Here is a 24,328-nt window from a genome sequence, read left to right as displayed (position 1 = left end):
TGTCAACTTGTTAACTTGTCAACTTGTCAACCCTACTTAACCAACCCATTCAAATACACCTCTATGTTCGTATAATTTTTATCCAGTTTATAAGCCGATGCATCGCCGGCATCTGCAGGATTCAATGCATGTTTTGTTTCCCATGCATCGGGCATGCCATCCTGATCTTTATCAGGTACCGCAGGTAATGACTTCAACGCCGGCCATGCGTTTACAGTGGATTCAAATGCTGTTCCATGTGCGTAATGGCCCTGTACATCGACAAAGCTACCGCCGCGTTTTTTTACCTCATTGACGATCCGCGCGTCGAGGGTATCTCTTTTTAAACTACAACCCACCTGCTTCAACACCAACTCATAGGCTTCTTTGGCTTTTTGGGTGGTGACGGGCATAGCTACAAAAGGCGCTTCGGCTTTTGCCAGGGCCGGATCATCGCCCTCCTTTTCACCCAAAAAAACGCCCTGCCAGTTGTTATTGGTCACTTCAGTTGAACCATCCATAAAATTCCCTTCTAAAAAATATTTCCCATAGGGCAATTTGGTATTCCGCCAGGGGTTCACTATCCGGTACATTACATTCTTATTGGTATTGGGACCGTAGCGATAGTAATTGTTAACCATATTGTATGTGCCGCCTTCACCGGCATAGGCGCTGTTAATACCCCAGTCGTAGATCACATTGTTACGAAAATCAACCTTCTCTTCGATACCCTGGCGATTGCCATTGAACCGGGGATTGCGGCTGTTGCAATGGGCAAACAAATTGTGGTGGCCCGATAAATGTTTGCCACCCCAGATGCCACCATAACCATGGTGCTCGTAATCTTTATCGCCCTTTTCAAAATGGTAACTGTAATTCAATGGTTCCGCAATAAGGTTCCATTGCAAGGTGGTACTGTCGCCATTGTACACCGAGAAAACCTCATCCGTGCTCCAGCTTACTGAGCAATGGTCCACAATAATATTCTTGTGCCGGGTGCCGCCAAAAGCGTCGTCGCCCCCATTGCCATCGACCATACCGCCGCGCTGGTTTTTATCACCCATCCGGCACCGCAGGTACCGCACAATGATGTTATCACCAGCCAAACCCACTGAGTAATCGGCCAGACAAATACCATCGCCGGGCGCCGACTGCCCGGCAATGGTTATGTTTCCTTTTATTTCCAGTTTCGATTGTAAATGAATGGTACCTGAAATGGCAAATACCACCACACGCGGTTCATTTGCTTCCACTGCATTCCGTAAACTTCCGGGGCCATTATCATCGAGGGTGGTCACCACATACACTTTTCCGCCCCGGCCGCCAGTAGTATACTGACCATACCCTTCTGCACCCGGGAAAGCAATGGTTTGTGCTTTGGCTGAAAAAAACATGGATAAACAACAAAAAACTGTACCAATAACATTTATTCTCTTTATCATACGCAAATAGTTCTTACAAAACTGCACCAAAAATACCAGTCCTGGTATTTTTCAATTGTTAATATCTCCACCTGGGGTCACCGCTGCTGGACCTGCCCGTAAAATTCACATCCTTAAAGATGAAATTACCCGCGGCGGGATCTACAAATAGGTCATTACTGGTTATACCGGAATTAATGATACTTGAAAGTGGGGTACCCGTAAATACCGCATCAGTTGTTTTATAGGTATTCTGGCCTACTGATGGGGCCGTTACTGAGCGAATATCACCTGCCGCGGTAGGTAAGACTGTTTTGCCTATTACATTATTGGCAAACGAGAAAGCACCTGTAATAGTGAAAGTGTTATAATCTATCAAATAGCGTTTATCGCCGGTGGTATTATAAAATGTATTATTGTCCACCTGAGCCGATGCAGAATTTATAGTAGTGACCATATTGATCACACAATAGCCTATATTATAAAAAGTACTGTTTGTAACAACAATATTATTAAACTTACCAGCAGAAGCACCATTGTGAATAAAGGCATAGTTGCCTCCGTTCCCTACATCATATACAATACATTTATTTACTGTCAATTTCTCAATATTGATTGGATTGGCTCCCTGTAACCGTATCGGAGTGTTAACCATATTATGGATAATACAATTCTCAAAATTGATCTCAGCTGTAGTAGTTGTTGTACCCTGGTTGAAGAAATAGCTTCTTTTGGTCAGTGCGGGATCCCCATTCTGATAACCGGTAACATCGAGGTTTTCGAATTTTATAAGGCCGCCACCATTAACGGGCAGGGTTACCTGGCTGAAAGAAATGACGGGCCGCTGTGGTCCTGGCTGTCCCCAAATGGTAAAGGAGGCATTGTCTGGCAGCAAAAACGTCGAATTGCTGTTATATTTTGTTCCCTGCTGTAAAACAAATATAGTTCCAGGTGCAACCGGAGTCTTTAACATAGCAGCCAGGTCGTCGGTTGGCTGTACCTGTATTACATTAGGCCCGGTTGGCGTACCGGCAAATGTGGTAAAAGACAAATATCCCTTTTGCGCCGGCCCAACAAAAATAGCCGCATCGTAGGATGTTTTTGGCAATAGCCCCGCAATGGTTTTTATACCTGCAGCCTTGTCTGTTGCATCCAGATTCACCTCTATGGGAGAACCGGTAGCAGGTGTAAGCGTTATTTTAGTAACACCGGGATTCACCAGCCACCTGAGTGTAACTTTGTCTTCCGTAAGCTCCCCATCAAAAAACGGTCTGAAGTACTGTTCACCTCTGAGCGGGGTCATGCCACTGCTGTGGTACCAATGAGATTCTTCACTGTTTCCGTAAGCCAGTGTTTTTATCCGCCCATAGTATTTTTGTCTTACCGCCAGTTGCCGGTCGTTTACAGTTACCTGGGTATTTTTTGTATTTATTGCAAATTCAGGGGCTGCCGAAAACAGGGAGTCGCGCGACAACTCCAATGTATATTCCACCTCTTTACCTGAAGTAAATAAGGCTGGGCGCCAGGAAAGGGTTGCTATGGTATCGCCGGCGGTTACAGAAATATCGATGGGCATAAACTGACGGACCAGTTCGTTGCTGGCATCTTTCTCTTTTTTGCAGGAGCTGATTGCCTGTGCAAACAAAAGCACCGGAACAATCAACTTTATTAAATTGTATGATGAGTTATTCATTTCAATAGTTTTTTATCACGGTTTAAGGTGTGTTATTAGTAACCCCAGTTTTGCGCCATGTTGTAGTTGGTACCTGTTGACGTGTTGGGTATGGGCATCAATTCCTTTTTCTCTGCCTCAAAATACCGTGCATACCCTTTTAAATTACCGGTGATGTAATCTTCATTTACCGCAGTGCGCCAGTTTTTGGTAGTGTAACCGGAAGGGGGATCACTTTTTCCTATACCGGGGGTGAACAGGGCCTGTGAAATAGGCATACCGCCATTGAAATCAAGTGTCTTCACTTCTTCTGTTGAACTTACCAGGTTGTAATTGGCCGGTTTGGTATATACATACAGGGGTAAACTGGCATAACGCCCTACTCCATTCATGAAGTCGCGTAATTTGGTCTTTGTTTCTTCGATCCTGGAGCCCAATAAATTCCAGCGGATGAGATCGTATTTACGAATGCCCTCGCCACCAAATTCCAGCAGACGTTCCTGTACAATGGCATTAAAGAACCCATCTTTGTCCGTGGGGGTTGTGCCCATACGGCTTTCAAAACCAACAAAGGCACGTCTTCTTACGCGTTCATAAGCAGTGATGGCATCGGCCGATGGACCGTTGTTGATCTCATTGTCGGCTTCGGCATACATCAATAAGATATCGGCAAAGCGCAGAATAGGCCAGTTGATTGCCAGGTTTTGTGAAGGACCCGAAATGGTGGTCCATGATCTTCTGAACTTACCATCGGTCATAGTACCGGCAGGGTTCATCCACTTTTTGCTGTTTGAATCAATTTCAAAAACGTTGATGGTCACATCGCGGCGGCAATCCCCAATGGAGTCAAACTCGTAGAAATAAGTAGGGATGATATTGATACCACCGCCACCACCGCCGAACCTTGATTTGGCATCATGGCGAAGGCCGTTGTAATACCCCAGTTTGCTGTCTGTAGAAGCGTTACTGCCATAAGCGCCTATCTCAAATATCAGCTCATGCGCATCATCGAGGCGGGCAGCAGTATGCAGGGTTTTAAAAATGTTTTCATAAACGGGGTTCAGCGAGTGTTGTTCGGGATGCGCCATGATGTCCTTACACTCATCATAGGCGATCTGATAGTACTTTTTATAATCAGCGCGCCGTTCATTTTTATGGGTATCGCCGCGCAGGGAGTAACCACCGCGTGCCAACGCAATCCTGGCTCTTAATCCTTTTACGGCTCCTTTCGTTAACCGCAGGTTCTGGTCGGGGGATTGCGTGCGCCAGGGAACATATTCAGCCGCCAGTCTAAGATCTTCTAACAATACGTCATACAACGTATCGGTACTTACCCTTGGCAAATATAAATTGGGCACATCTGCAGAAGGTTCAAACTGGGCCGGCATATCGCCCCAGTTGCGGATGGCTTCATAAAAGAATTGCGCCCTGAGTGTTAACGCCTCGCCCAATAACTTTTGCAGAGTGGCTTTTTGCACATCGGTACCATTTGCATACAAGTCTGATTTGGGAATATACTTGATACAGATATTGGCCCGCTCAATACCCTTGAACAACTGGTTGAAAGGTTCTTTCAGGTCAGCGTTGTCGGAGGTTGCGCCATAAGTACTGATACCCCGGCGATCGTTGGCATTATAGTCGCCAGAGGTTTTCATATCATCTGCCGACTGGGGGAACAAAGTAGCAATACGGCTGCCATACCCGTTATCGCCGATCAGCATGGCATAAATACCAATAACGGCAGAGTTCATGTTCGATACACTGCTGAATATAGATTCCTGTGTTAGTACTGAGGGCGAATCGGTATTCAGATATTTTTTACAGGATCCTGTAAATAAACCAACGAGGGCTACAGCAAATAATATATTGATAGTATTCTTTTTCATCTGTACAATTTTTAAATGCTTTCCTATTAAAAACCAACGTTTACACCAGCGAGGAAGAACCGGCTGCGGGGATAGGCCGCATAATCGATACCCGGGGTAAGCGGGTTGCTGCGCCGGGTATTGGCTTCCGGATCGTACCCGGTATATTTTGTAAATGTGTACAGGTTATTCACCGTTGCATACACCCTGAAGCGGGTAAACACTTTTGTTTTGTTCAACAGGCTCTGCGGCAGCGAATACCCAAACGTAAGGTTACTGATCCGCAGAAAAGAAGCATCTTCAATGGCGAAGGAATGCAGGAAGTAATTACCTAATGAAGGCGTCCAGTATTTGGCATTCACATTCATTTCATTTAACGTAGCCGGATCGGTTACCCGTTGACCATTCTCATCAAACAATTTATACCGGTCGTTCATAAGCGACAGCATGTTATTGTCTTTATACTGGAAAGTAGTGGTAAACTCCAGTTTGTTGGCATTGTATTCTTTATTACCAACCGACCAGTTTACAAAAACGCTCAGATCGAAGCCTTTGTAAGTAAACTGCTGGTTCAACCCGCCATAGAACCTGGGTTGGGCATTGCCCAATACAGTTTTGTCACTTTCCCCGATGAGGGAATCTTTTGAATCGGATAATTTTTTTAGCTTCAGATCACCAGGCTGCGGATTGCGGTTACCCAATGCAGCTCCACTGCTATTGGGTACCCCGGCTTTTAAAGTATAAGCTTTGGTGGAGGAGTTATAATCAAAATCATCAGGTGTATAAAACCCATCGGTCACATAACCATAAAACTGGCCGATCGGTTTGCCCACTTCTACTTTAAAATCATACATGTCGTTCACCCAGCCGGATCTCACCAGGTATGAATTCAGTGGATTGCCCAATGGATAGTTCCCCAGGCTTATAATGGTATTTTTGTTCGTCGAAATATTAAAGGCCGCATTCCAGCTGAAATCTTTGGTATTCATGATGGTGCTGTTCAATTGCAGTTCAACACCGGTATTACGGGTTTTACCCACGTTCTGGATCTGATCTGTATAACCGCTGGTAACGGGTACTTTCACACTCAGCAGCAGGTCGCGGGTATTGTTGTAATAATAATCGATAGAGCCATTAATACGGTTACGCAAAATGGTAAAGTCAAGCCCCACGTTTCGGGAAATGGTTGTTTCCCATTTCAATCCGGGATTGGCCAGGGCAGGCGGTGCCAACCCCGGAGTTACAGCTTCTTCAAATGCGTAACTGCTGGTATTGGTTCCGAATGTAGTTCTGAAAAGATCGTTGTCGATGCGGTTGTTACCCGATGTACCTATACTGGCCCTTAACTTCAGGAAAGTAATGGCAGAAAAGTTCTGCATAAAGGGTTCCTGCGAAATGGTCCAGGCTGCAGCTGCTGCGGGGAATGCGCCAAATGCGTTTTTATACAGGAATTTATTGGAACCATCGTACCGCAACGTACCTGTTACATAGAATTTGTTCTTATAATAATAGTTGGCCCGGCCGAAATAAGAGACCAGGCGGGTTTCGTTTTGTGAAGTAGTGGGCGGGTCCTGAATGCCTCCTGATGGCGGCATTGCTTTTTGAATACCCTGGAATGCCTGATCAACCGTAAGGTCAACAGGGATCCATTTTACGGTGCTGTTAAACGTATTTGATTTGGTTTGATACGTTTCCTGTCCAGCCAGTACATCAAACTTGTGATCATTGATGGCTTTGGTATACGTAATGGTGTTGGAGTTGGTGAGGGTAAAATTGTCGCCGGTGTTGAGATTCACCACAGGCATATTGGCGTTTGAACGCGCTACGCTGGTCACTGCTCCGTTGTAAATATTTGTTCTGGCATTGCCCCCGGTAACCCCTATTACCGTTTTGGCTGTAAGACCAGGGATGATATCATAACTGAAGTAACCATTTACATATACATCGTTGCGATAATCGTATTTCAACTCGTTATGCGCCAGCATCACCGGGTTAGTAAGGTTGGTAAGCGTGTTGTAATTCGGATCAAACTCATCTACTGTGTTATTGCCTTCTTCACCGGGGGCTATAAATGGTTTATACCTTACTGCATTGCGCAAGCGGTTGGTGCCCTGCGAACCGGTACTTGATGTACCTACGCCATCAACACGCTGACGGCTGTAGCGCGCGTTAAAGCCCATGCGTAATTTATCTGTGGCGCGGTGATCGAATTTAAAAGAAGCCAGGGTCCTTTTGAAACCCGATTCCAGCATGATGCCATCTTCTTTTGTATTACTGAGCGTTAAGTTAAAGGTAGAAGCTTTTGAACCGCCTGTTACGCCAACCACATGGGTATTGTTCATCGCATTACGGCCAAACACTTCATCCTGCCAGTCGGTAAATGGCATGTTCTTATATATATCCAGATCTTCCCAGCGGCCATATGTTTTTTCAAATGCAGTACGGTCATCGGCACTGCCATTGTAACGCTGGTATTGATACATGATAAACTCATACGGGTTCATTACATCCAGCTTGTTTACGATCTTGCGCACCCCGGCATAACCATCATAGGTTACGCGGGTTTTCATATCCCTTCCGCCCTTGGTGGTGATCACTACCACGCCATTGGCGCCACGGGCTCCATACACCGCTGTTGAAGCCGCATCCTTCAGCACGTTTATGCTTTCAATTTCCTGTGGTGAAATGATGGAGAGCGCATTCTCGAGTGGAATACCATCTACAATGTACAGGGGTGAGTTGTCCTGTGAAATGGAGCCGCCGCCACGCACCCGTATCAAAATGTCGGCACCGGGCCGGCCTTCAGTAGTGCTTACCTGTACACCTGCCAGGCGGCCGGCCAATGCTTCAGCCACACTGTTTACCGGTACATCTTTCAGGTCTTTTGACGTTACGGAAGAAACAGAACCGGTCAGGTCTTTTTTCTTGGCAGTACCATAACCGATCACCACTACATCTTCAAGACTGTTGTCTTCTTTTTGCAGTTGAATGGTAATGGAATTGATGCCGTCGGCAGTAGTCTCCAGCTGTTTATAACCCAGGTAGCTGAATACCAACGTCACTTTTCCCGATTCTCCGGGAACGGTAAAAATAAATTTACCGGTACCATCGGTTGTGGAACCATTGTGTGTGCCTTTTACCAACACACTTACACCGGAAAGAGGCGAACCTTTGTCATCGGTGACTGCTCCTTTAATTTGTCTTGATTGTGCGAATAGAAAAATGGGCAAAATGAGGGATAGGACTACAAACGTAATTCTTGTGGTCATATGGCGGTTTCGTTTTGGGGTTATATATACAGGACACTCGTTTAGGCTTTTGCTTGTATATATTAGTTAAATAGCAATCGTATGGAAACTGGTTCCAATCTCAATGATAGTGAGGTATTTTTTAAAATGGTAGTTTCCCCATGCATTTTTCTATGCAATCGTTCCCGGCTTCGCCCGCCGGAGCCTTAGCGTAAGGAGGGCTCATTGCCTTTTGCTCCGGCAGGCAAAGCAATGGGAAGCTCGGGAAATTCAAAAGCCCCTGATGATATTCATCAGGGGCTTTGAATATGCGTTGATCGTTAAGCGTTACACATTCAGCTTAAGGCCTTTAGCCTTTTAATAATTTGGATTCTGCACCAACCTTCCCTGATAGGAATCTATAGTTGCCTGATCGAAGGGAAACAATTCACTTTTACCGGCAACAAAGAGATAGCCTACGCCCGCACCTATTGGTTTACTGTCGATAATATTCTGCGATAGATTGGCCCGCCAGGCCAGCGCCGTATAGCCACTACCGGCTGGCGGTGTTTGCTTCGGTCGCCAGAATGGTTGTGCATTCGCAGCCGGATTAGTGCCCCCGTAAATTTGTATTTCCTCGCCATTGTTCTTCCAGTAAACAGAATCCGGTACATAGGTATAAGGACCAGTACCTGTTCTGATCTGTTCAATTTTCGCTCTTGCTTCTATCAGTTTTGCGGACAACAGGTTCCAGCGCAACAGATCATATTTGCGAATACCTTCATGGCCAAATTCAAGATAGCGTTCATTGGCTACTGCATTAAAGAAACCAGTTTTATCTGTTGGCGTAGTACCAATTGAACCTACATTACCGCGGTATGCTCTTTTTCGAACATCTTCAAGCGCTTTGATAGCCGCTGCCGATGGACCGCCGTTTATTTCATTATCGGCTTCTGCATACATCAGAAGTACATCGGAGAAACGGATCACCACCCAGTTGTAACCAACATTCAATGCGGTGCCCGGCAATAAAGGCACCCGCCAGTCGCGACGATACTTACCGGTATTCAATTCATTCAAACGGCGCAACGCTTTTACATTGTTTGCGGCAGCAACGCCGTACCAGGTAATGGTAACATCGCGGCGGGTATCAACCGAATCGAAGGCATAAAAATAGTTGGGTAACATAATAATGCCACCGCCGCCTGCGCCGTAACGCGAGTTGTTCGATAAATTAGGCCCATCATAATTCCCCATGCGGCTGTCGCTGTTGCCGTTACCACCACCGGCGCCTATTTCAAACAGGATCTCACCCTGTGGATCAGGTGTAAAGGAAGTAACGTTGCGCCAGATGTTTTCAAAGTTGGGGTTAAGGGTATGCTGATCGGGCCGCGCCATCAGCTCCTCACATTCCTTCTTAGTGATCTGATAATATTTCAGGTAATCGTCGCGGCGCTCCATCTTACCATTGCTGCGCAGGGAATAACCGCCTCTGAACAAGGCTATTCTTGCACGCAGAGCTTTCGCAGCACCTTTGGTGATGCGTTCATTGCGGGTAACTTCGGTACGCCAGGGCAACAGATCGATGGCAGCGGCCAGGTCATCGAGTATTTTATCGTACGTGGAATCGCGATCATTCCGGGGCAGGTACAGATCGGTTTGTTGATACGAAGGGATCATCGGCGCCGGCACATCGCCCCAGATCCTGATCAGCTCGAACAGGTATTGCGCACGCAGGGTAAGTGATTCGGCATACAGGCGACGCAATTCTTTTTTCTCTGCATCGGTACCTTCACTGTACAACTTCATTTGCGGGATCTGTTCAATACACAAATTCGCTCTCTCCAGTCCGCGGTATAATTGCCGGAATGGATTGGAGATCTCTGTATTGGTCAGTGACAACTGGTAACGGCCAATTCCCCGCCGGCCATTGTCAATATTCCCGCTTACAATACCTTCATCGGAATCGTAAGGGTAATACATGCTGATGCGAATGCCATAACCATTATCGCCCTGTAAATCGTCATATATCCCAATAACCGCCATGGTGGCATTGGGGATATCGGTAAATACTTCAGGTACCGTGTAACCCGACTCTGGTTCTACTTCAGTATATTTTTTACAACTATTGGTAAACGCTATTATGGTAACTATGGTGGTAACGGCCATTAATTGATACAAACGGGTATGCTTCTTCATACGTCAATCGTTTTTTGTTTTTAGAAAGTAACATTTAAACCAAACACCCAGGTACGGGAACGGGGATAGGCAGCAAAGTCAACACCGGGTGTTAACGGGTCGGAACGCCGTGCCGTAACATCAGGATCAAACCCCGAATAACTGGTAAGGGTGGCCAGGTTGTTCACCGTTGCAAACACCCTGAAGGTGGTAAGCTTTATTTTATTGATCACCGTTTTTGGCAGCGAGTACCCTACTGTAATATTGTTGAACCGCAGGTACGAACCATCTTCGATGGCCCAGGAGTGCAGCCACCAGCGTTGCACGCGAACGGGCGTCCATATTTTAGCGTTCTCATTCAAGGCTGCCAGTTCTTTGGGATCAGTAACCCGTTGCCCGTTTGCATTGATATTGGTGAACCGGTCCTTCATAATATTCAACGTATTCAGGTTGGGGAAAGCCCCATCGGTCCACTCAATTTTATTGGCATTGTAAATGTCGTTACCATATACAAAGTTCACAAACACGCTCAGGTCAAAACTTTTATAAGTGAACTGGTTGTTCCAGCCGCCGGTAAATTTGGGATTCGCATTGCCTATTACCACGCGGTCATAATCGGCTGTTATCTGTCCGTCAGGTTCCCCATTTGGACCACTGATGTCTTTCCATTTTAACATGCCCGGTTGTGCAGTTCCATATACGCCGTTATTGGCAATGTTTGCTTTTAGTTTATAGGTTTGGGTGGCGCCATCGAAATCGAAGTCATCCACTTTAAAAAAGCCATCTGTAACAAAGCCATACATTAACCCGGCCGGTTCACCCACTTTTACCAGGTAATCATCTACCCCATCACTGCCCTGCCAGCCTGAGTTACGGGTCATCTGGCTTACACCGCCCAGGCTCTCTACTTTATTTTTATTGAAGGAGATATTGAAGTTGGTATTCCAGCTAAAATCTTTTTTCGAAATGGGAATGGCACTTACCTGAAATTCTATACCCCGGTTGCTGGTAGCCCCCAGGTTTTGTAATTGCGTTGTATAACCCAATGTAGGCGGAATATTCACGGCAAGTAACAGGTCTTTGGCCGTATTCTTATATACATCTACCGTAAACTGCAGGCGGTTGTTGAGCATGGCCCAATCCAGCCCAAGGTTCATAGTGGTATTACGCTCCCATCTTAAATCGGGATTTTGCAAGGCAGTTGGCGCTACACCGGGTTGTATAATATGGTTGAATGCATACTGACCGGTTACGCCATACAACTGCAGGTATAACAGGTTATCGATGCGGTTGTTTCCCACCGATCCATACCCGAAACGGAGTTTGGCATCGTTCAGCCAGGAAAGGTCTTTCATAAATGCTTCCTGGCTAAACCGCCACGATACCGATCCTGAAGGGAAGACAAGCGTTCCATTGTCTGAACTGAATTTTGAAGAGCGATCGGCACGCAGGCTGAAGGAGGCCGAGTATTTATCATCGTACGAATAACTGGCCCGGCCGAAAAAAGAAGAGATGCGGCTGGGTGGTTGTTTAAAAGTAGTAGGCAATGGTTGTGCAGACCCCGGTGGCGCAGAGCCGGCGCCCATATTCTCCAGTGCTTTTTCTGCAGTAATATCCGACGGGAAATAGCGCGTTTCAAATGTACTGTTGCGCACCCGCTGGTCTATTATTTCCTGTCCTGCCAAAATGCTGATATCATGATGTCCTTTGTAATCGTTGACGGCATATTGCAGGGTATTGGAGTTGCTGAACGTATTGTTGTACTGCTCCCCTACCGATGCGGTGGGCAGCGAAGCAAAGTTGCGGGCCGTGGCCGTGATCTTACTAAAGAACTGATCGGTTTCCACAACGGCATTATCAAAACCAAAAGTAGACCGGAAGCTCAGGTTCTTTACAATGGTATAATTAAAAAACCCGCTCAGGTAAGTGGCCTTTGTATATTGACGCCGGTATTCTGCCTGGGTAAGCAGTACGGGATTGGTAGCCCCACTGGAAGCCAGGTAATACGCATCGTCGAAATCATCGATATCAGGGACTGCTCCACCAGAAACAGAAGGGAAAAGGAATGGCCGGTAATTGATGGTATGCCGCAGCCGGTTGGTGGCGCGGGTTCCACTGTTGGTGGTTCCGGCACCGCGGATGGTTTGATCGAGATACCGCGCATTGAAACCTATTTTTAATTTTTCCGAAGCTTTGTGTTCCAGTTTAAAATTAACCAGGTAACGATCAAAACCCGATTCCAGCTGCACCCCATCTTCCTTGTTACCGGTAAGACTTAAGTTATAAGTGGTGTTCTCGCTGCCGCCATTTACCGATACATTCTGATTACTGTATTTTGCGTTGCGGCCAAATACTTCATTCTGCCAGTTAACGGCCGGCATATCCTTATATACATTCAAGGTATCCCAGGTGCTGCCATAGGTTTTAACAAAGCTGGTACTGTCGTCTCTGTTACCCCGGCTTCGTTCATACTGCCACACTACAAAATCATAGGGGTTCATTACATCCATCATTTTAGGCAGTTCGCGCCAGCCAAAGGAACCATTATAAGAGATCTGTGTTTTACCGGGGCGGCCGCCCTTTGTAGTGATGATCACCACGCCATTGGCAGCACGCGCACCATAGATAGCGGTAGTGGAGGCATCTTTCAATACATCTATGGAAGCAATATCCTGGGGCGAGATCACGCTCAGGGCATTCTCTACCACTACCCCATCGACAATGTACAGGGGTGAATTATCCTGCGTAATGGAACCGCCGCCGCGTACGCGCACAATGATATCGGAACCGGGTGCCCCTTCCGAAGCAGTTACCGAAACACCCGCCAGGCGGCCCTGCAATGCTTCGGCTGCGGATGACAGCGGCACATCTTTTATTTGTTTGCCGGCCAGGGAGGAAACGGAGCCGCTTACCTTACTGCGCGGAACGGTTTGATAACCGATCACCACTTCCTGTAAAGTGGTGGCATCGCGTTCCATTTGTATGGTCATTTCTTTTTTATCATCTGCGGTTATGGTTATGGGTTTTAAACCCACACTCGACAGGGTAAGACTTATTGTACCCGCACCGGTTACCGGTATGGAAAAATGGCCTCTCACATCGGTCAGAACGGTGCGGCCTCCTTTCACCTGCACGGATACGTTAGGCGCCGGTGCGCCCCGGTCGTCGGTGACCGTTCCGGAAATGGTTCGTGTTTGGGCTAAGAGAATAAATGGAAAGAATAATAGCAGTGCTAGTAGTGGTTTAAATTGGTTCATATGGCGACTCTTTTGGTTTGAAAACAGCTGTAAGCCGTAAGCCTTAAGCTATAAGCAATACAGTTATTGGAAAAAGTATACGAGAATCATTGAGCAGTTCCGGGTTTAAAGTTTTAAGTTTAAAGTTGGAAGTTCAGCGTTCACAGATCTTAGTCTTAGTTTTTAGTTCTTTGTTTTGGGGCATGCGGAAGCGTGTGTCCGCCTTTGGCGGCGGCGCACAACGGTGTATAGCTGTATTAGGCTTTCAGCTTTTAGCTTAAGGCTATTACAGCATAGCAATACCACCTGCATACAGCTCGTAGCTGCAGCATGTGCTTAATTGCCAACAACGGCAATGTCTGTCTGCGAAATGTAACAATTAAGGTAAGTACGGTAATCAGATCAAATCCCTCGCTTCAGGTGCTAACTTCCAGTCAGGGAATTCCGTGAAAATTTGAAGCAAATATCAATACCAGTGATCAACATGTATAAGAAAATGAAAATGTAGCCTGCGAATATTAATCCAATTCTAACGAGATATTTTTGAATAAATCGTTTTCTTTAAGCCTTTTTCTATGCAATCGTTCCCGACAACGATTTCAAAATAGTAGCACCCTACTAAACAAAAGAGTATTTTTTTCGGTATTTTGCTGCCACACCGTGAAATTTGAAACCGTAACCATAAAAGATATTGCCAGGGCGCTGGGACTTTCAACCTCTACCGTGTCGCGTGCATTGCGTGGTAGTTACGAAATAAGCCCGGAGACAAAGAAACTGGTACTCGAATACGCCGAGAAGATCAACTACCGGCCGAACCCGATCGCTTTGAGTTTAAAAGAACGCAAAAGCCGGTCGATCGGGGTGGTAGTGAGTGAGATTGCTAATACGTTTTTCTCGCAAGCGATCAATGGTATTGAATCCATCGCCTACAACCGGGGGTACCACGTTATTATTTCCCAAAGCCACGAGTCGTACGAACGGGAAAAAGTAACCATTCAACACCTGGCCTCGCGCTCGGTAGATGGATTGCTGGTATCCCTTTCAAACGAAACCATTGACCTTTCGCACCTGAAACAGCTGCACGATAAAGGCCTGCCCATGGTTTTCTTCGACCGCATCACCGATGAAATAAACACCCACAAGGTTACCGCCAATAATGTAAAAGGTGCTTTCGACGCTACCCAGCACCTGATCAATAAGGGATTTACCCGCATTGCGCACATCACCAACTCTCCCAACCTGAGTATCACCAAAGAAAGGTTGCAGGGCTACCAGGAAGCGCTGAAAAAGAACAACCTGCCATTCGATGAAAAACTGGTGCACTACACCCTGCACGGCGGTATGATCTATGAAGAAATTCAGGACGAGATCCAGAAAATGTTCACCGCCCGCCAAAAACCGGATGCTATTTTAACGGCCAGCGACCGCATTACCACTTCCTGCCTTACCGCCCTGAAAGCCGCCGGCAAGAAAATACCCGACGATATCTCCGTCATTGGTTTTACCAATACCAATATTGCCGAACTGTTCAATCCACCGCTTTCGGCCGTACGCCAGCCGGCCTTCGATATGGGACAGGCAGCCACCGAACTGCTGATCTCTATTATCGAAAGCAAACGCCCGGTTACCGAGTTTGAAACCCGGATCCTGGATACCGAGCTTTTTACCCGGGAATCATCGGAACACTTCCCCCCGACCACCTAACTTATTCATTATTAATCAGATTCAACTTTTGCCCCCCGGGATTGCACCAAATTTTCCTGAGAAAATGGTCCGTATCCTAGGAATTCAATGTGTTTTCCCAGGATTTTACCCTATTTCCCCAGGATTTTGATATGTTTTTCTGGGATTTTAGCTTGTTTTCCCAGGATTTCACCCTGTTTTCCCAGGAAAATGATATGTTTTCCCGGGATTTTAGCTTGTTTTCCCGGGATTTTGATACGTTTTCCCAGGATAAAACGGCGCAGTCAGGTTCTCCTTATATACTTTTCAACACCTCACCCTGGCTGGAACATTTTTTTAATCCATGTTCAAATAACAATTATAAAAATTACCTTCACCTTATGCTTACGCAGGACGAGATCAAGCAGTTAGTAGCCAATCAGGCTGCTCAACTGGTTCAAAATAATATGACCGTTGGTATTGGTTCAGGCTCTACAGTTTACTGGCTTATTATGGAGCTGGGTAAACGGGTAAAAAAAGGCTTGTTGTTCCAGGCTATTCCCACTTCTAAAAAAACAGCAGCCCTGGCAGCCCAGCAAAACATCCCCCTCGCCGAACTGAATGACGTAAATGCGATCGACCTCACCATCGATGGCGCCGATGAAATTGATCCCAATCTGCAAATGATAAAAGGCGGTGGGGGCGCCCTGCTTCAGGAAAAGATGGTAGCCGCAGCTTCCCGCGAACTGCTCATACTGGCCGATCATTCCAAACTGGTGCAACACCTGGGCAATTTTCCTTTACCACTGGAAGTAATTCCTTTTGGCTGGAAACAGGTGCAACGCGAGATCCGCGAAAGCTACCAGGTAGAGGCCGTGTTGCGCATGCAGGATGATCAACCATTCATTTCCGACCATGGCCATTACATTCTCGACTGCCCCTTTCAACAAATCGAACACCCCGATATTCTAACCTACGAGCTCAACGGCATTCCCGGTGTCGTCGACAATGGCTTGTTCGTAAATATGGCAGATCTGGCATTGATAGGCTTTCCGGATGGAAGAACGGAGACGATGCATAAATAAAGTTCCGGGTTTAAAGTTTAAAGTTTTAAGTTCAAAGTTTAAAGTAGGGTTCAGCATTCATGAACTGAGTTCTCAGTTTTTGGGTTCAATTTTATATTTCTCTGTTTTTCATTCATCATTCTTCATCTTTCAGATTGGGCTGTATTTCGGCTGTTTTCTTTCTGCCCTCTGCCCTTTTCCTGCCTTTCCTCTCTGCCTTCTGCCCTCTGCCCTCTGCCCTTCTTCCATAAAACAGATTCAATTTTCGTAACTTCGGCTATATCAGATTCCCACCAATCATGCAAAAGAACAAACTAACCGGCACTGACCATAAGTACCTGCAGATTGCCGGCAGCCTGGAACAGATGATCCATAACGATATTCTGAAGATCGGCGACAAACTGCCTTCGGTGCGTATGTTGAGCGATGAATATGGCATCAGTATGGGCACTGCCTTTCAGGCCTATTACTACCTCGAAGGCAAAGGACTGATAGAATCGCGGCCCAAATCGGGTTACTATGTGCGGTTCAACCAAAAACGTTTTCCCGCCTTACCAGCAGCGGCCAAACCCGAAGCTGTGGCCGAAACCATCAGCGTTGATGAAATGGTAGCAGCCGTTTTTAAAAAATTAAGCGCTACCGATATTACCAACCTGGCGCTGGCAGCACCGGCTATGGAACTGATCCCCGCTGCCAAACTGAATAAATCGCTGGTACATGCATTCCGACATTCGGCCAGTAGTTGTCTCAATTACGAAGATGTACAGGGAAACCTGGAACTGCGTAAACAGGTTGCCCGGATGGCGTTTAACTGGGGCGGTAAGGTCAATGCCAATGAGGTGGTGATCACGGCTGGTTGTATGGAAGCGCTATCATTATCGCTGCAAACAGTTACCCGTCCGGGTGATACGGTGGCCATTGAATCGCCTACTTTCTTTGGCATCTTCCAGGTAATGCAATCGTTGGGCTTGCATGTGATTGAAATACCAACCGATGCCGTTACGGGAATCGATCTGAACTACCTGGAACAGGCAATTAAACAATCGAACATCAAGGCTTGTGTGTTTGTGCCCAGCTTCAACAATCCACTTGGCTGTTGTATGCCCGATGAAAATAAAAAGGCATTGGTGGAACTGATCACCAAACACCGCATTCCATTAATAGAAGATGATATTTATGGGGAATTGTATTTTGGTCAACACCGGCCCCGCTGTTGTAAAACTTATGATACCGAAGGCTGGGTAATGTACTGTTCTTCTGTTAGCAAATCGCTGGCACCCGGCTACCGTATTGGCTGGACGATCCCCGGCCGCTTCAAAGAACAATTCATCCGGTTGAAAATGCGACACACCATCAGTGGCGTTACCCTCACCCAGCACACCATGGCGCATTTCCTGGGCATTGGCCGGTTCGATTATCATTTGAAAAAATTACGTTCAGCCCTCCATACACAACAGCTTCGGTATGTTCAGGGCATCATCGATCACTTTCCGGCCGATACTAAAATATCAAGGCCACAAGGCGGATTTGTATTGTGGCTGGAATTGAATAAAAAAGTGAACACCTTTCAATTGTACCAGGAGGCTATTAAATACCAGGTTTCCGTTGCGCCGGGTAGAATATTTTCCATGCGCGACCGCTACAGCAATTATATGCGTATTGGATATGGGCAGCCATGGAATGATGCCGTGGAGAGAGGAATTCGTATACTAGGGAGCCTTGCGAAAAAGTTAAGCTAAGGAGGTCATGCAGCGGCAATTGTGAGTAGTCAGTAGTGAGTGGGTTTCCGATTTTTCAGACAACTGCACTTTAGCGAGCCTACTCACCACTCACTATTCACTACTCACTAAGCTGGTGGATGCTCAAAAAACATCTCGATATCGGCATTGGAATTATAATTACGGAAAACGTGCTGTGAGCGCATGGGTAAACGCAGTGTTACGCCTTCGTCGAAGATGGCCTGCAGACTATAATTTTTCAGTCGCCCGATCATAATGCGACCGGCTACTTTTTCCAACCCGGTGCGGGTATAGATACCGCAAAAAGGCTGGGCAAAGTCCACATCCTGGTATACATAAAAATCTGACTGATTATCGCGCATGTATTCCTGCAACAGGAAATGAATGGTACCGGCATCGAGGTCGAGCATATCGCAGGCCAGTAACAGCAGGTCCTTATCGGGATATTGCTGGTGAACGCTGAGCAGCCCTCTGAGCGGGCCTTCTACGTCGGCATTGTCAACCACCAGCAACTCGGGAGAGATCTCTTCAACATATGTGTGCACCTGGTGCTGATTTACCGAATATACCACCGGCAGGTGAAACATAGCCAGTTTTTCATGCATATGTTTGGCCCAGATGGTATTACGAATCGGCAACAACCCCTTGTCGGAGCCCATACGTTTGCTTTCGCCACCACATAATATTACACCTAACAAGTTATCCATACTATATATACTTACCGGAAGGTGATCAATCAAAGCAATCAGTCCTGTACTTTGCGGTCTGCATGACCCAGGCTTTTGCCGGGGGCCACTACATCACGTACCAATTGCTTCACTTCTTTAATTTCAGGGAAACCGCCCATTTCTTTTCGATCAAAAACCTTTTGCTCCCCGATGCAAATAGTATACCGGCCACTTACCTCGCTGGGTTTTAGCAACACACCCTGCAATTCATCTGCAAAGGTGGTCAACAACTCCTGTGCCATATACGCAGCCCTGAGTAACCATCCGCATTTAGGACAATATTCTATTGTTACAGTAGGTTTCATGAAACAAAGATAAGGGTTCAGTGCCACCGGGAAAGCTAACCTAAGTCACATTTTGGGGAAGAAAACAGATTGTTAAATATGGATATTAACTATTGTTAGTTTATGCTTTTTGCCGCTTCGCCCTGCACCGCCTCGAACTCCGTTTTCGGCGATTCGCAAACCGGGCACAGATAGGTAGCCGGCAACTGATTGAACGGGGTACCGGCGGCAACGTCATTTATACTATCGCCGTACTGCTCATCATATACGGTAAAGCAATGCCGGCACTGGTGTATAACGGGTATGTTCACCACTACTTTTGTTGCCGTATCCTGTACTACTTCCTGCCGGTAAACATTGTGCAATATTTTATCGGCTTCGGTAGTAAGGTCATAAAAATATTTGCAAAGCGAGATCAGGTAGGCGCCCAGTTCTTCTTTCTGCACCCCCTTTCTGAATAAAATATATTCGCGCGAGTTGGGGTTGAAATCTTTGGTGTACATGATATCGTACCGGTTCATGGCCACACTTTTATTACGGCTTGCATTCTGCTGCTTGGCTATCACAACCGCCCCAAACAAACCAAATAAGCCGGACTTCGATTTGGTTTTAATGGCAAAACTAAGTCCGTGCGTACGTACATCGTCTTTATCGAACTGACGAATGATGTATCGTTTCAGGTTCAGTCCTTCTTCACTCAGGTCTTCTATCTGCCAGTTCAGTTCATTGGCGGCATGGTGTACATTGATGCGGTACGTGTTCAACACATACTCCCAGGCCGTACGATCGTTTTGTGCAATACCTTTTATGATAAGCGATTTCCAGGGAGTAACATACAACTGACCTACTTTGGTTTTCAAACACAGCGAAGCAATATCCTTCAAAAACGAAACGGGAAAACATTCATCGCGCCGGTAAATACCCAGCCAGGTTTTTTCGCCATAGCGGTTAAAGCCTTCATAATAAGGCAAGGCAAATTTCGGGATGGCCAATTCGTTGGTAAGCGGCTGCGTCACGAACAGCTGTTTACTATGCACCATTTCATACAGGGCATCACCATCGGTCAAAGCGGGGTTGGCAGCAATTGCTTCTTCCAGCAGCCAGGTCATGCGGGGAATATCGTCGGAATAGATCAACCCTTTCCAGCAATAAATAACCGTGGTCTTTGGAAAACGTACATATAAGTACCAGTAATTATTTACCGGTGATGAAATGAAATTGATATTACCGGTAAAGAAGGGAATAAAACTCTGGCTGGCATCAACCAGGTTTAGTTTCATTTTTGGCCAGTAATCGAACAAACCCAGAATGTCTTTATACACGCCCTCGCTTAACCAGTTGGCATTTTGAAATACATCTTCAGCCACATAGGAGGTAAGTATATTAGCGTATTCATCATGATTGGCTTCATAAAAAACACCCAGCTGGTCCAGCTCTTTACGAAACTCTTTTTCGTTGGAGCTATCGGCCACGAAATACAATTGCTGGCGGTTTCCAAACTGTACCTGGTCTACCCCACATCGTTCTGCAGCTTCCATCCACGTATGCAGGTCACCGGCCGCCATAATACCGCCAGGAAGATTGATCTTTATATGATGGTACTTTCGCATAATGAGTTCTTCGTTTTAATTGTTGCAGGCCCCCCTCCTTACCTCCCCACGGTGGGGGAGGATGCCTAATAAAGATTTCATGTTTGACGCTTACCCTTTTTAACCTGCTACTTTGCAAGTACATTACTCGTCACTCCTGCCAAAGTTTCTTCGAGTATCCTTTGTACTTCTGGCCTACACGATCCACAACCCGTACCCGCTCCTGTTGATGAACACAATTGTTTGAAGTCGGTACAACCTTCATTTATTTTATTTTTCAGGTTATCGCTGCCCACATTGTTGCAACTGCATACCAGCTTGCCCAGTACCGGCTCGGCTTTTTTACCACTGCGTAATAGTTGCAAGCGTTTTTCATTCAGCTCAATCTTATTGGCAATTAGCTCCCTGAATTCCTGGAACTCCGTTTTATCACCGATCAAAATAGCACCTACCAGCCGGTCCTGGTGGATGATGCATTTTTTATAATACCGTTTTGCTTTATCGAGGAAAATGATCTCTTCGTAATCTTCATTCGGGCATTCGGGTATACCAATGCTGCACAGATCAAAGCCATGGATCTTGATAATGTTCATGAACAGCGTGCCCTTGTAGTAACTGGCAATATCGCCCTGCAGATAGTGGGCAACCACATGCGCCTGTTGTTCAGCCCCGGCAGTAATACCATATAGGATGCCTTCAAATTCGGCAATTTCTCCAATGGCAAATACATTTGGATCGCTGGTTTGCAGCCGCTCATTTACAATTACACCCCGTTGACAATGCAGTCCGGTTTCTTTTGCCAGCTCTATATTAGGCACCGTTCCAATGGCAAATACCAGCGCATTACAATCGATCACCTTTCCGCTTTTCAGGCGAACACCGGTCAATTCAGTGCGGCCATAGAACAACTGCACTTCATCATCATAATAAATATCACAACCCTGATCAACCATTTCATCGTGCAGGAACTGGCTTCCCAATGGATCGAGCTGGCGATCCAGGAAACGCGAAATGCGCTGGATAATGGTAACTTTTATGCCTACTTCGCGTAAAGATGCCGCCAGCTCTAACCCCAGCAAACCACCGCCTACGATCACTACATGTCCATCGGCAGGTACGTGGTTTTTAAATTCATCGGCATCGGTACGGCTGCGCATGGTGAAAATGCCTTTTAAAGCAGGCACATTACGAGGCATATTTGCCCGGCTGCCGGTAGCCATCAACAACACATCGTAATAAGTGGTGCGACCGGTTGAATCGAGTACACATTTGTTCTCCCGGTCTATTTTCTCTATACTGACGCCTTTGTATAACCTGATATTGTATGACGATTCTTCCGATTCTTTCATTTTGATCAGCTGCTCCCAGTTTTGGGTACCACTGATATAATCGGGCAACATGACGCGGTTGTAAAAAGGAAAATTCTCTTTACTGAAGATCACTAGTTCATCTTCCTTATTCAATTCGCGGTACGATTTTACAAACCCAAAGGCACCGGCACCTGCCCCAATGATCACAATCCGCTGACGGGGCTTTTTATAGGGTGCTACCTGAACGGCACAGAATTTAAAATCCGGTTCTTTTGAGATGGGATCTACCTTATCGCTGGTAACGTTATTCGCACGGTTCAAATCGCTGTTCAGGATCTTGCCCCAGTGCATGGGAATGAACACCACACCCGGCTTTATCGTATTCGTCACCTGGGCCTTTACCCGTACTTCACCCCGGCGCGAGCTTACTACAGCGATGTCGCCATCTTTTAAATGCAGTTGGCGCGCATCATCGGGATGTATTTCCAGGAACGATTGCGAAATATGTTGTTTCAGTTTATTCACCTTACCGGTTTTACTCATCGTATGCCACTGATCGCGGATCCGGCCGGTAGTGAGAATAAAGGGAAAATCGCCATCCGGTTTTTCACTGGTATTTTCATCGGGAACCGGGTGAATGATGGCTTTGGTGGAGGGGGTATAAAATGTTTTGTCGGTAAACAAGCGTACAGTGCCCTGGCCTGTTTCTCCTTTCGGATACGGCCATTGCACTGACCTCCTGTTTTTTATTAAACCATAATTCAATCCGCTGATATCGATGTTAGTGCCTTCCGTCAATTGCGCATGTTCGTCATATATGGCCGATGCATTGTCGTAATCGAAACCCTGGTAGCCCATTTTTTTGGCAAACCGGCAAATGATCTCGGCATCGGGCAATGCTTCACCGGGTGCATCAACAACCTTGTTCAAATAAGAAATGCGGCGCTCAGAGTTGGTCATGGTGCCTTCTTTCTCCGTCCAGGTGGCAGCAGGCAGGATCACATCGGCATATTTCAGGGTCTCAGGTTTGTTACTCATTTCCTGTACCACCACAAATTTGGCTTTCCTCAAACCTTCTTCAGCTGCCCGCACATTGGGCAAACTGATCAGCGGGTTGGTGCAAATGATCCAGATCGCTTTCAATTTGCCTTCATTCAATGCATCGAACATCTCCGTAGCCGTTAACCCGGGTTTGGGCGAGATTTGTTTTCCGCCCCAGAATTTTTCTACCTCCTCCCGGTGTTTGGGATTGGCAAGCACGCGATGGGCCGGCAACAGGTTCGATAACCCTCCTACTTCCCGACCACCCATTGCATTCGGTTGACCGGTCAATGAAAACGGACCAGAACCGGGTTTACCAATATGACCGGTAATGAGGTTGAGGTTGATCAAACTCAGGTTCTTGTTTACACCAACTGCACTTTGATTAAGACCCATCGTCCACAAACTCATAAAGCCTTTGGCATTCCCAATGTGCTGTGCTGCCAGAATAATAAGGGCTTTGTCTATTCCGCAGATCTCAGCTGCTTCAGCCAGCGTTCTTTGAAAAACGATCTTTTTATATTGTTCGTAACCCTCGGCATGGTTCTTTACAAAATCAAGGTCTACATCCCCATTCTCGATCAATAAACGGCCAATAGCGTGGTTCAGGGTGATATCAGTTCCGGGATTCAATTGCAAATGAACATCGGCCAGGGAACAGGTATCTGTTTTACGCGGATCGGCCACAATGATCTTTACATGCGGATTGCCCGCTTTATGCGCCTCTATCCGGCGCCATAAAATAGGATGACACCAGGCCGGATTGGCACCGGTTATAAAAAAACAATCGGCCAATTCTATATCCTCATAACAACCAGGCACACTGTCTTCGCCCAGTGCCATTTTGTAACCCGCCACCGCACTGCTCATACACAGGCGCGAATTGGTATCGATATTGTTACTGCCAATAAAACCTTTGATCAGTTTATTGATCACATAGTACTCTTCGGTAAGGCATTGCCCCGATACATAAAAAGCTACAGAATCAGGTCCATACTTATCAATGAAAGTTTTGAATACAGCCGCTGTACGGTCCAGCGCATCATCCCACGATACCCGTTGCAGGGGCATGTTCTTGTTATAACGCATTTGCGGGTACAACAAGCGGTCGCTTTTATCATTTACGGTATAATGCAGGTTCATCCCCTTGCTGCACAACATACCCTTGTTCACCGGGTGATTCTTATCGCCTTCAACCGTAATGTTCCCCTTCTTATCTTTATTTACCACTATACCACAACCCACCCCGCAATAGCTGCAGGTAGTAGTCACTGAAACGGGATGCTGATTATTCATACTAATGCTTTTGATAAAACCTATTCTATTGTCTTAA

General features: G+C 46.4%; 13 protein-coding genes. 3 read left to right on the top strand and 10 right to left on the bottom strand.

Annotated elements, in window-relative coordinates; genetic code table 11:
* Positions 1-32: 32 nt before the first annotated feature.
* From BMX95_RS07745 to BMX95_RS07720, 6 genes are all read right to left on the bottom strand, one after another.
* A complete protein-coding gene (locus tag BMX95_RS07745; protein ID WP_081201536.1) occupies positions 33-1,421 on the bottom strand; it encodes a pectate lyase family protein in 1,389 nt (462 codons plus the stop codon).
* A gap of 58 nt (positions 1,422-1,479) precedes the next feature.
* Positions 1,480-3,093, bottom strand: coding sequence for a DUF5123 domain-containing protein (locus BMX95_RS07740; protein ID WP_081201534.1), 1,614 nt, complete (start codon positions 3,091-3,093; stop codon positions 1,480-1,482).
* A 35-nt stretch (positions 3,094-3,128) separates the two neighbouring features.
* Complete coding sequence (locus BMX95_RS07735; protein ID WP_081201532.1) at positions 3,129-4,958, bottom strand: RagB/SusD family nutrient uptake outer membrane protein; 1,830 nt, start codon at positions 4,956-4,958, stop codon at positions 3,129-3,131.
* A 26-nt stretch (positions 4,959-4,984) separates the two neighbouring features.
* Positions 4,985-8,206 (bottom strand): SusC/RagA family TonB-linked outer membrane protein, encoded by a 3,222-nt coding sequence (locus BMX95_RS07730; protein WP_081201530.1) that lies wholly within the window; start codon positions 8,204-8,206, stop codon positions 4,985-4,987.
* Positions 8,207-8,542: 336 nt separating this feature from the next.
* Entirely contained in the window at positions 8,543-10,363 is a 1,821-nt protein-coding gene (locus tag BMX95_RS07725; RefSeq protein WP_081201528.1) for a RagB/SusD family nutrient uptake outer membrane protein, read from the bottom strand.
* A 20-nt stretch (positions 10,364-10,383) separates the two neighbouring features.
* Positions 10,384-13,599, bottom strand: a complete 3,216-nt coding sequence (locus BMX95_RS07720; RefSeq protein ID WP_081201526.1) for a SusC/RagA family TonB-linked outer membrane protein — start codon at positions 13,597-13,599, stop codon at positions 10,384-10,386.
* Positions 13,600-14,238: 639 nt separating this feature from the next.
* Here BMX95_RS07720 and BMX95_RS07715 point away from each other — a divergent pair.
* From BMX95_RS07715 to BMX95_RS07705, 3 genes are all read left to right on the top strand, one after another.
* The gene (locus BMX95_RS07715) at positions 14,239-15,282 is read left to right on the top strand and encodes a LacI family DNA-binding transcriptional regulator (protein WP_081201524.1); all 1,044 of its coding nucleotides are present in this window, start codon (positions 14,239-14,241) and stop codon (positions 15,280-15,282) included.
* Between the two features lie 359 nt (positions 15,283-15,641).
* Positions 15,642-16,325, top strand: a complete 684-nt coding sequence (rpiA, locus tag BMX95_RS07710) for a ribose-5-phosphate isomerase RpiA (protein ID WP_081201819.1) — start codon at positions 15,642-15,644, stop codon at positions 16,323-16,325.
* A gap of 278 nt (positions 16,326-16,603) precedes the next feature.
* Positions 16,604-18,043: an aminotransferase-like domain-containing protein gene (locus BMX95_RS07705; protein ID WP_081201522.1), complete on the top strand. Its 1,440-nt coding sequence runs from the start codon at positions 16,604-16,606 to the stop codon at positions 18,041-18,043.
* 107 nt (positions 18,044-18,150) lie between these two features.
* On the opposite strand, the gene mobA is transcribed toward BMX95_RS07705, so the two are convergent.
* The 4 genes from mobA to BMX95_RS07685 form a co-directional block, all read right to left on the bottom strand.
* Positions 18,151-18,750, bottom strand: coding sequence for a molybdenum cofactor guanylyltransferase (gene mobA, locus BMX95_RS07700; protein ID WP_081201520.1), 600 nt, complete (start codon positions 18,748-18,750; stop codon positions 18,151-18,153).
* Between the two features lie 38 nt (positions 18,751-18,788).
* Complete coding sequence (locus tag BMX95_RS07695; protein ID WP_081201518.1) at positions 18,789-19,076, bottom strand: Rdx family protein; 288 nt, start codon at positions 19,074-19,076, stop codon at positions 18,789-18,791.
* Between the two features lie 95 nt (positions 19,077-19,171).
* On the bottom strand, positions 19,172-20,665 hold the full coding sequence (locus BMX95_RS07690) for a rubredoxin (protein WP_081201516.1): 1,494 nt from the start codon (positions 20,663-20,665) through the stop codon (positions 19,172-19,174).
* A 107-nt stretch (positions 20,666-20,772) separates the two neighbouring features.
* Positions 20,773-24,291, bottom strand: a complete 3,519-nt coding sequence (locus tag BMX95_RS07685) for a nitrate reductase (protein ID WP_081201514.1) — start codon at positions 24,289-24,291, stop codon at positions 20,773-20,775.
* Positions 24,292-24,328 lie beyond the last annotated feature (37 nt).

The sequence above is a fragment of the Niastella yeongjuensis genome, from assembly GCF_900110245.1.
In the GTDB taxonomy this organism is placed as follows: domain Bacteria; phylum Bacteroidota; class Bacteroidia; order Chitinophagales; family Chitinophagaceae; genus Niastella; species Niastella yeongjuensis.
This window is presented reverse-complemented; position numbering and strand designations above follow the sequence as displayed.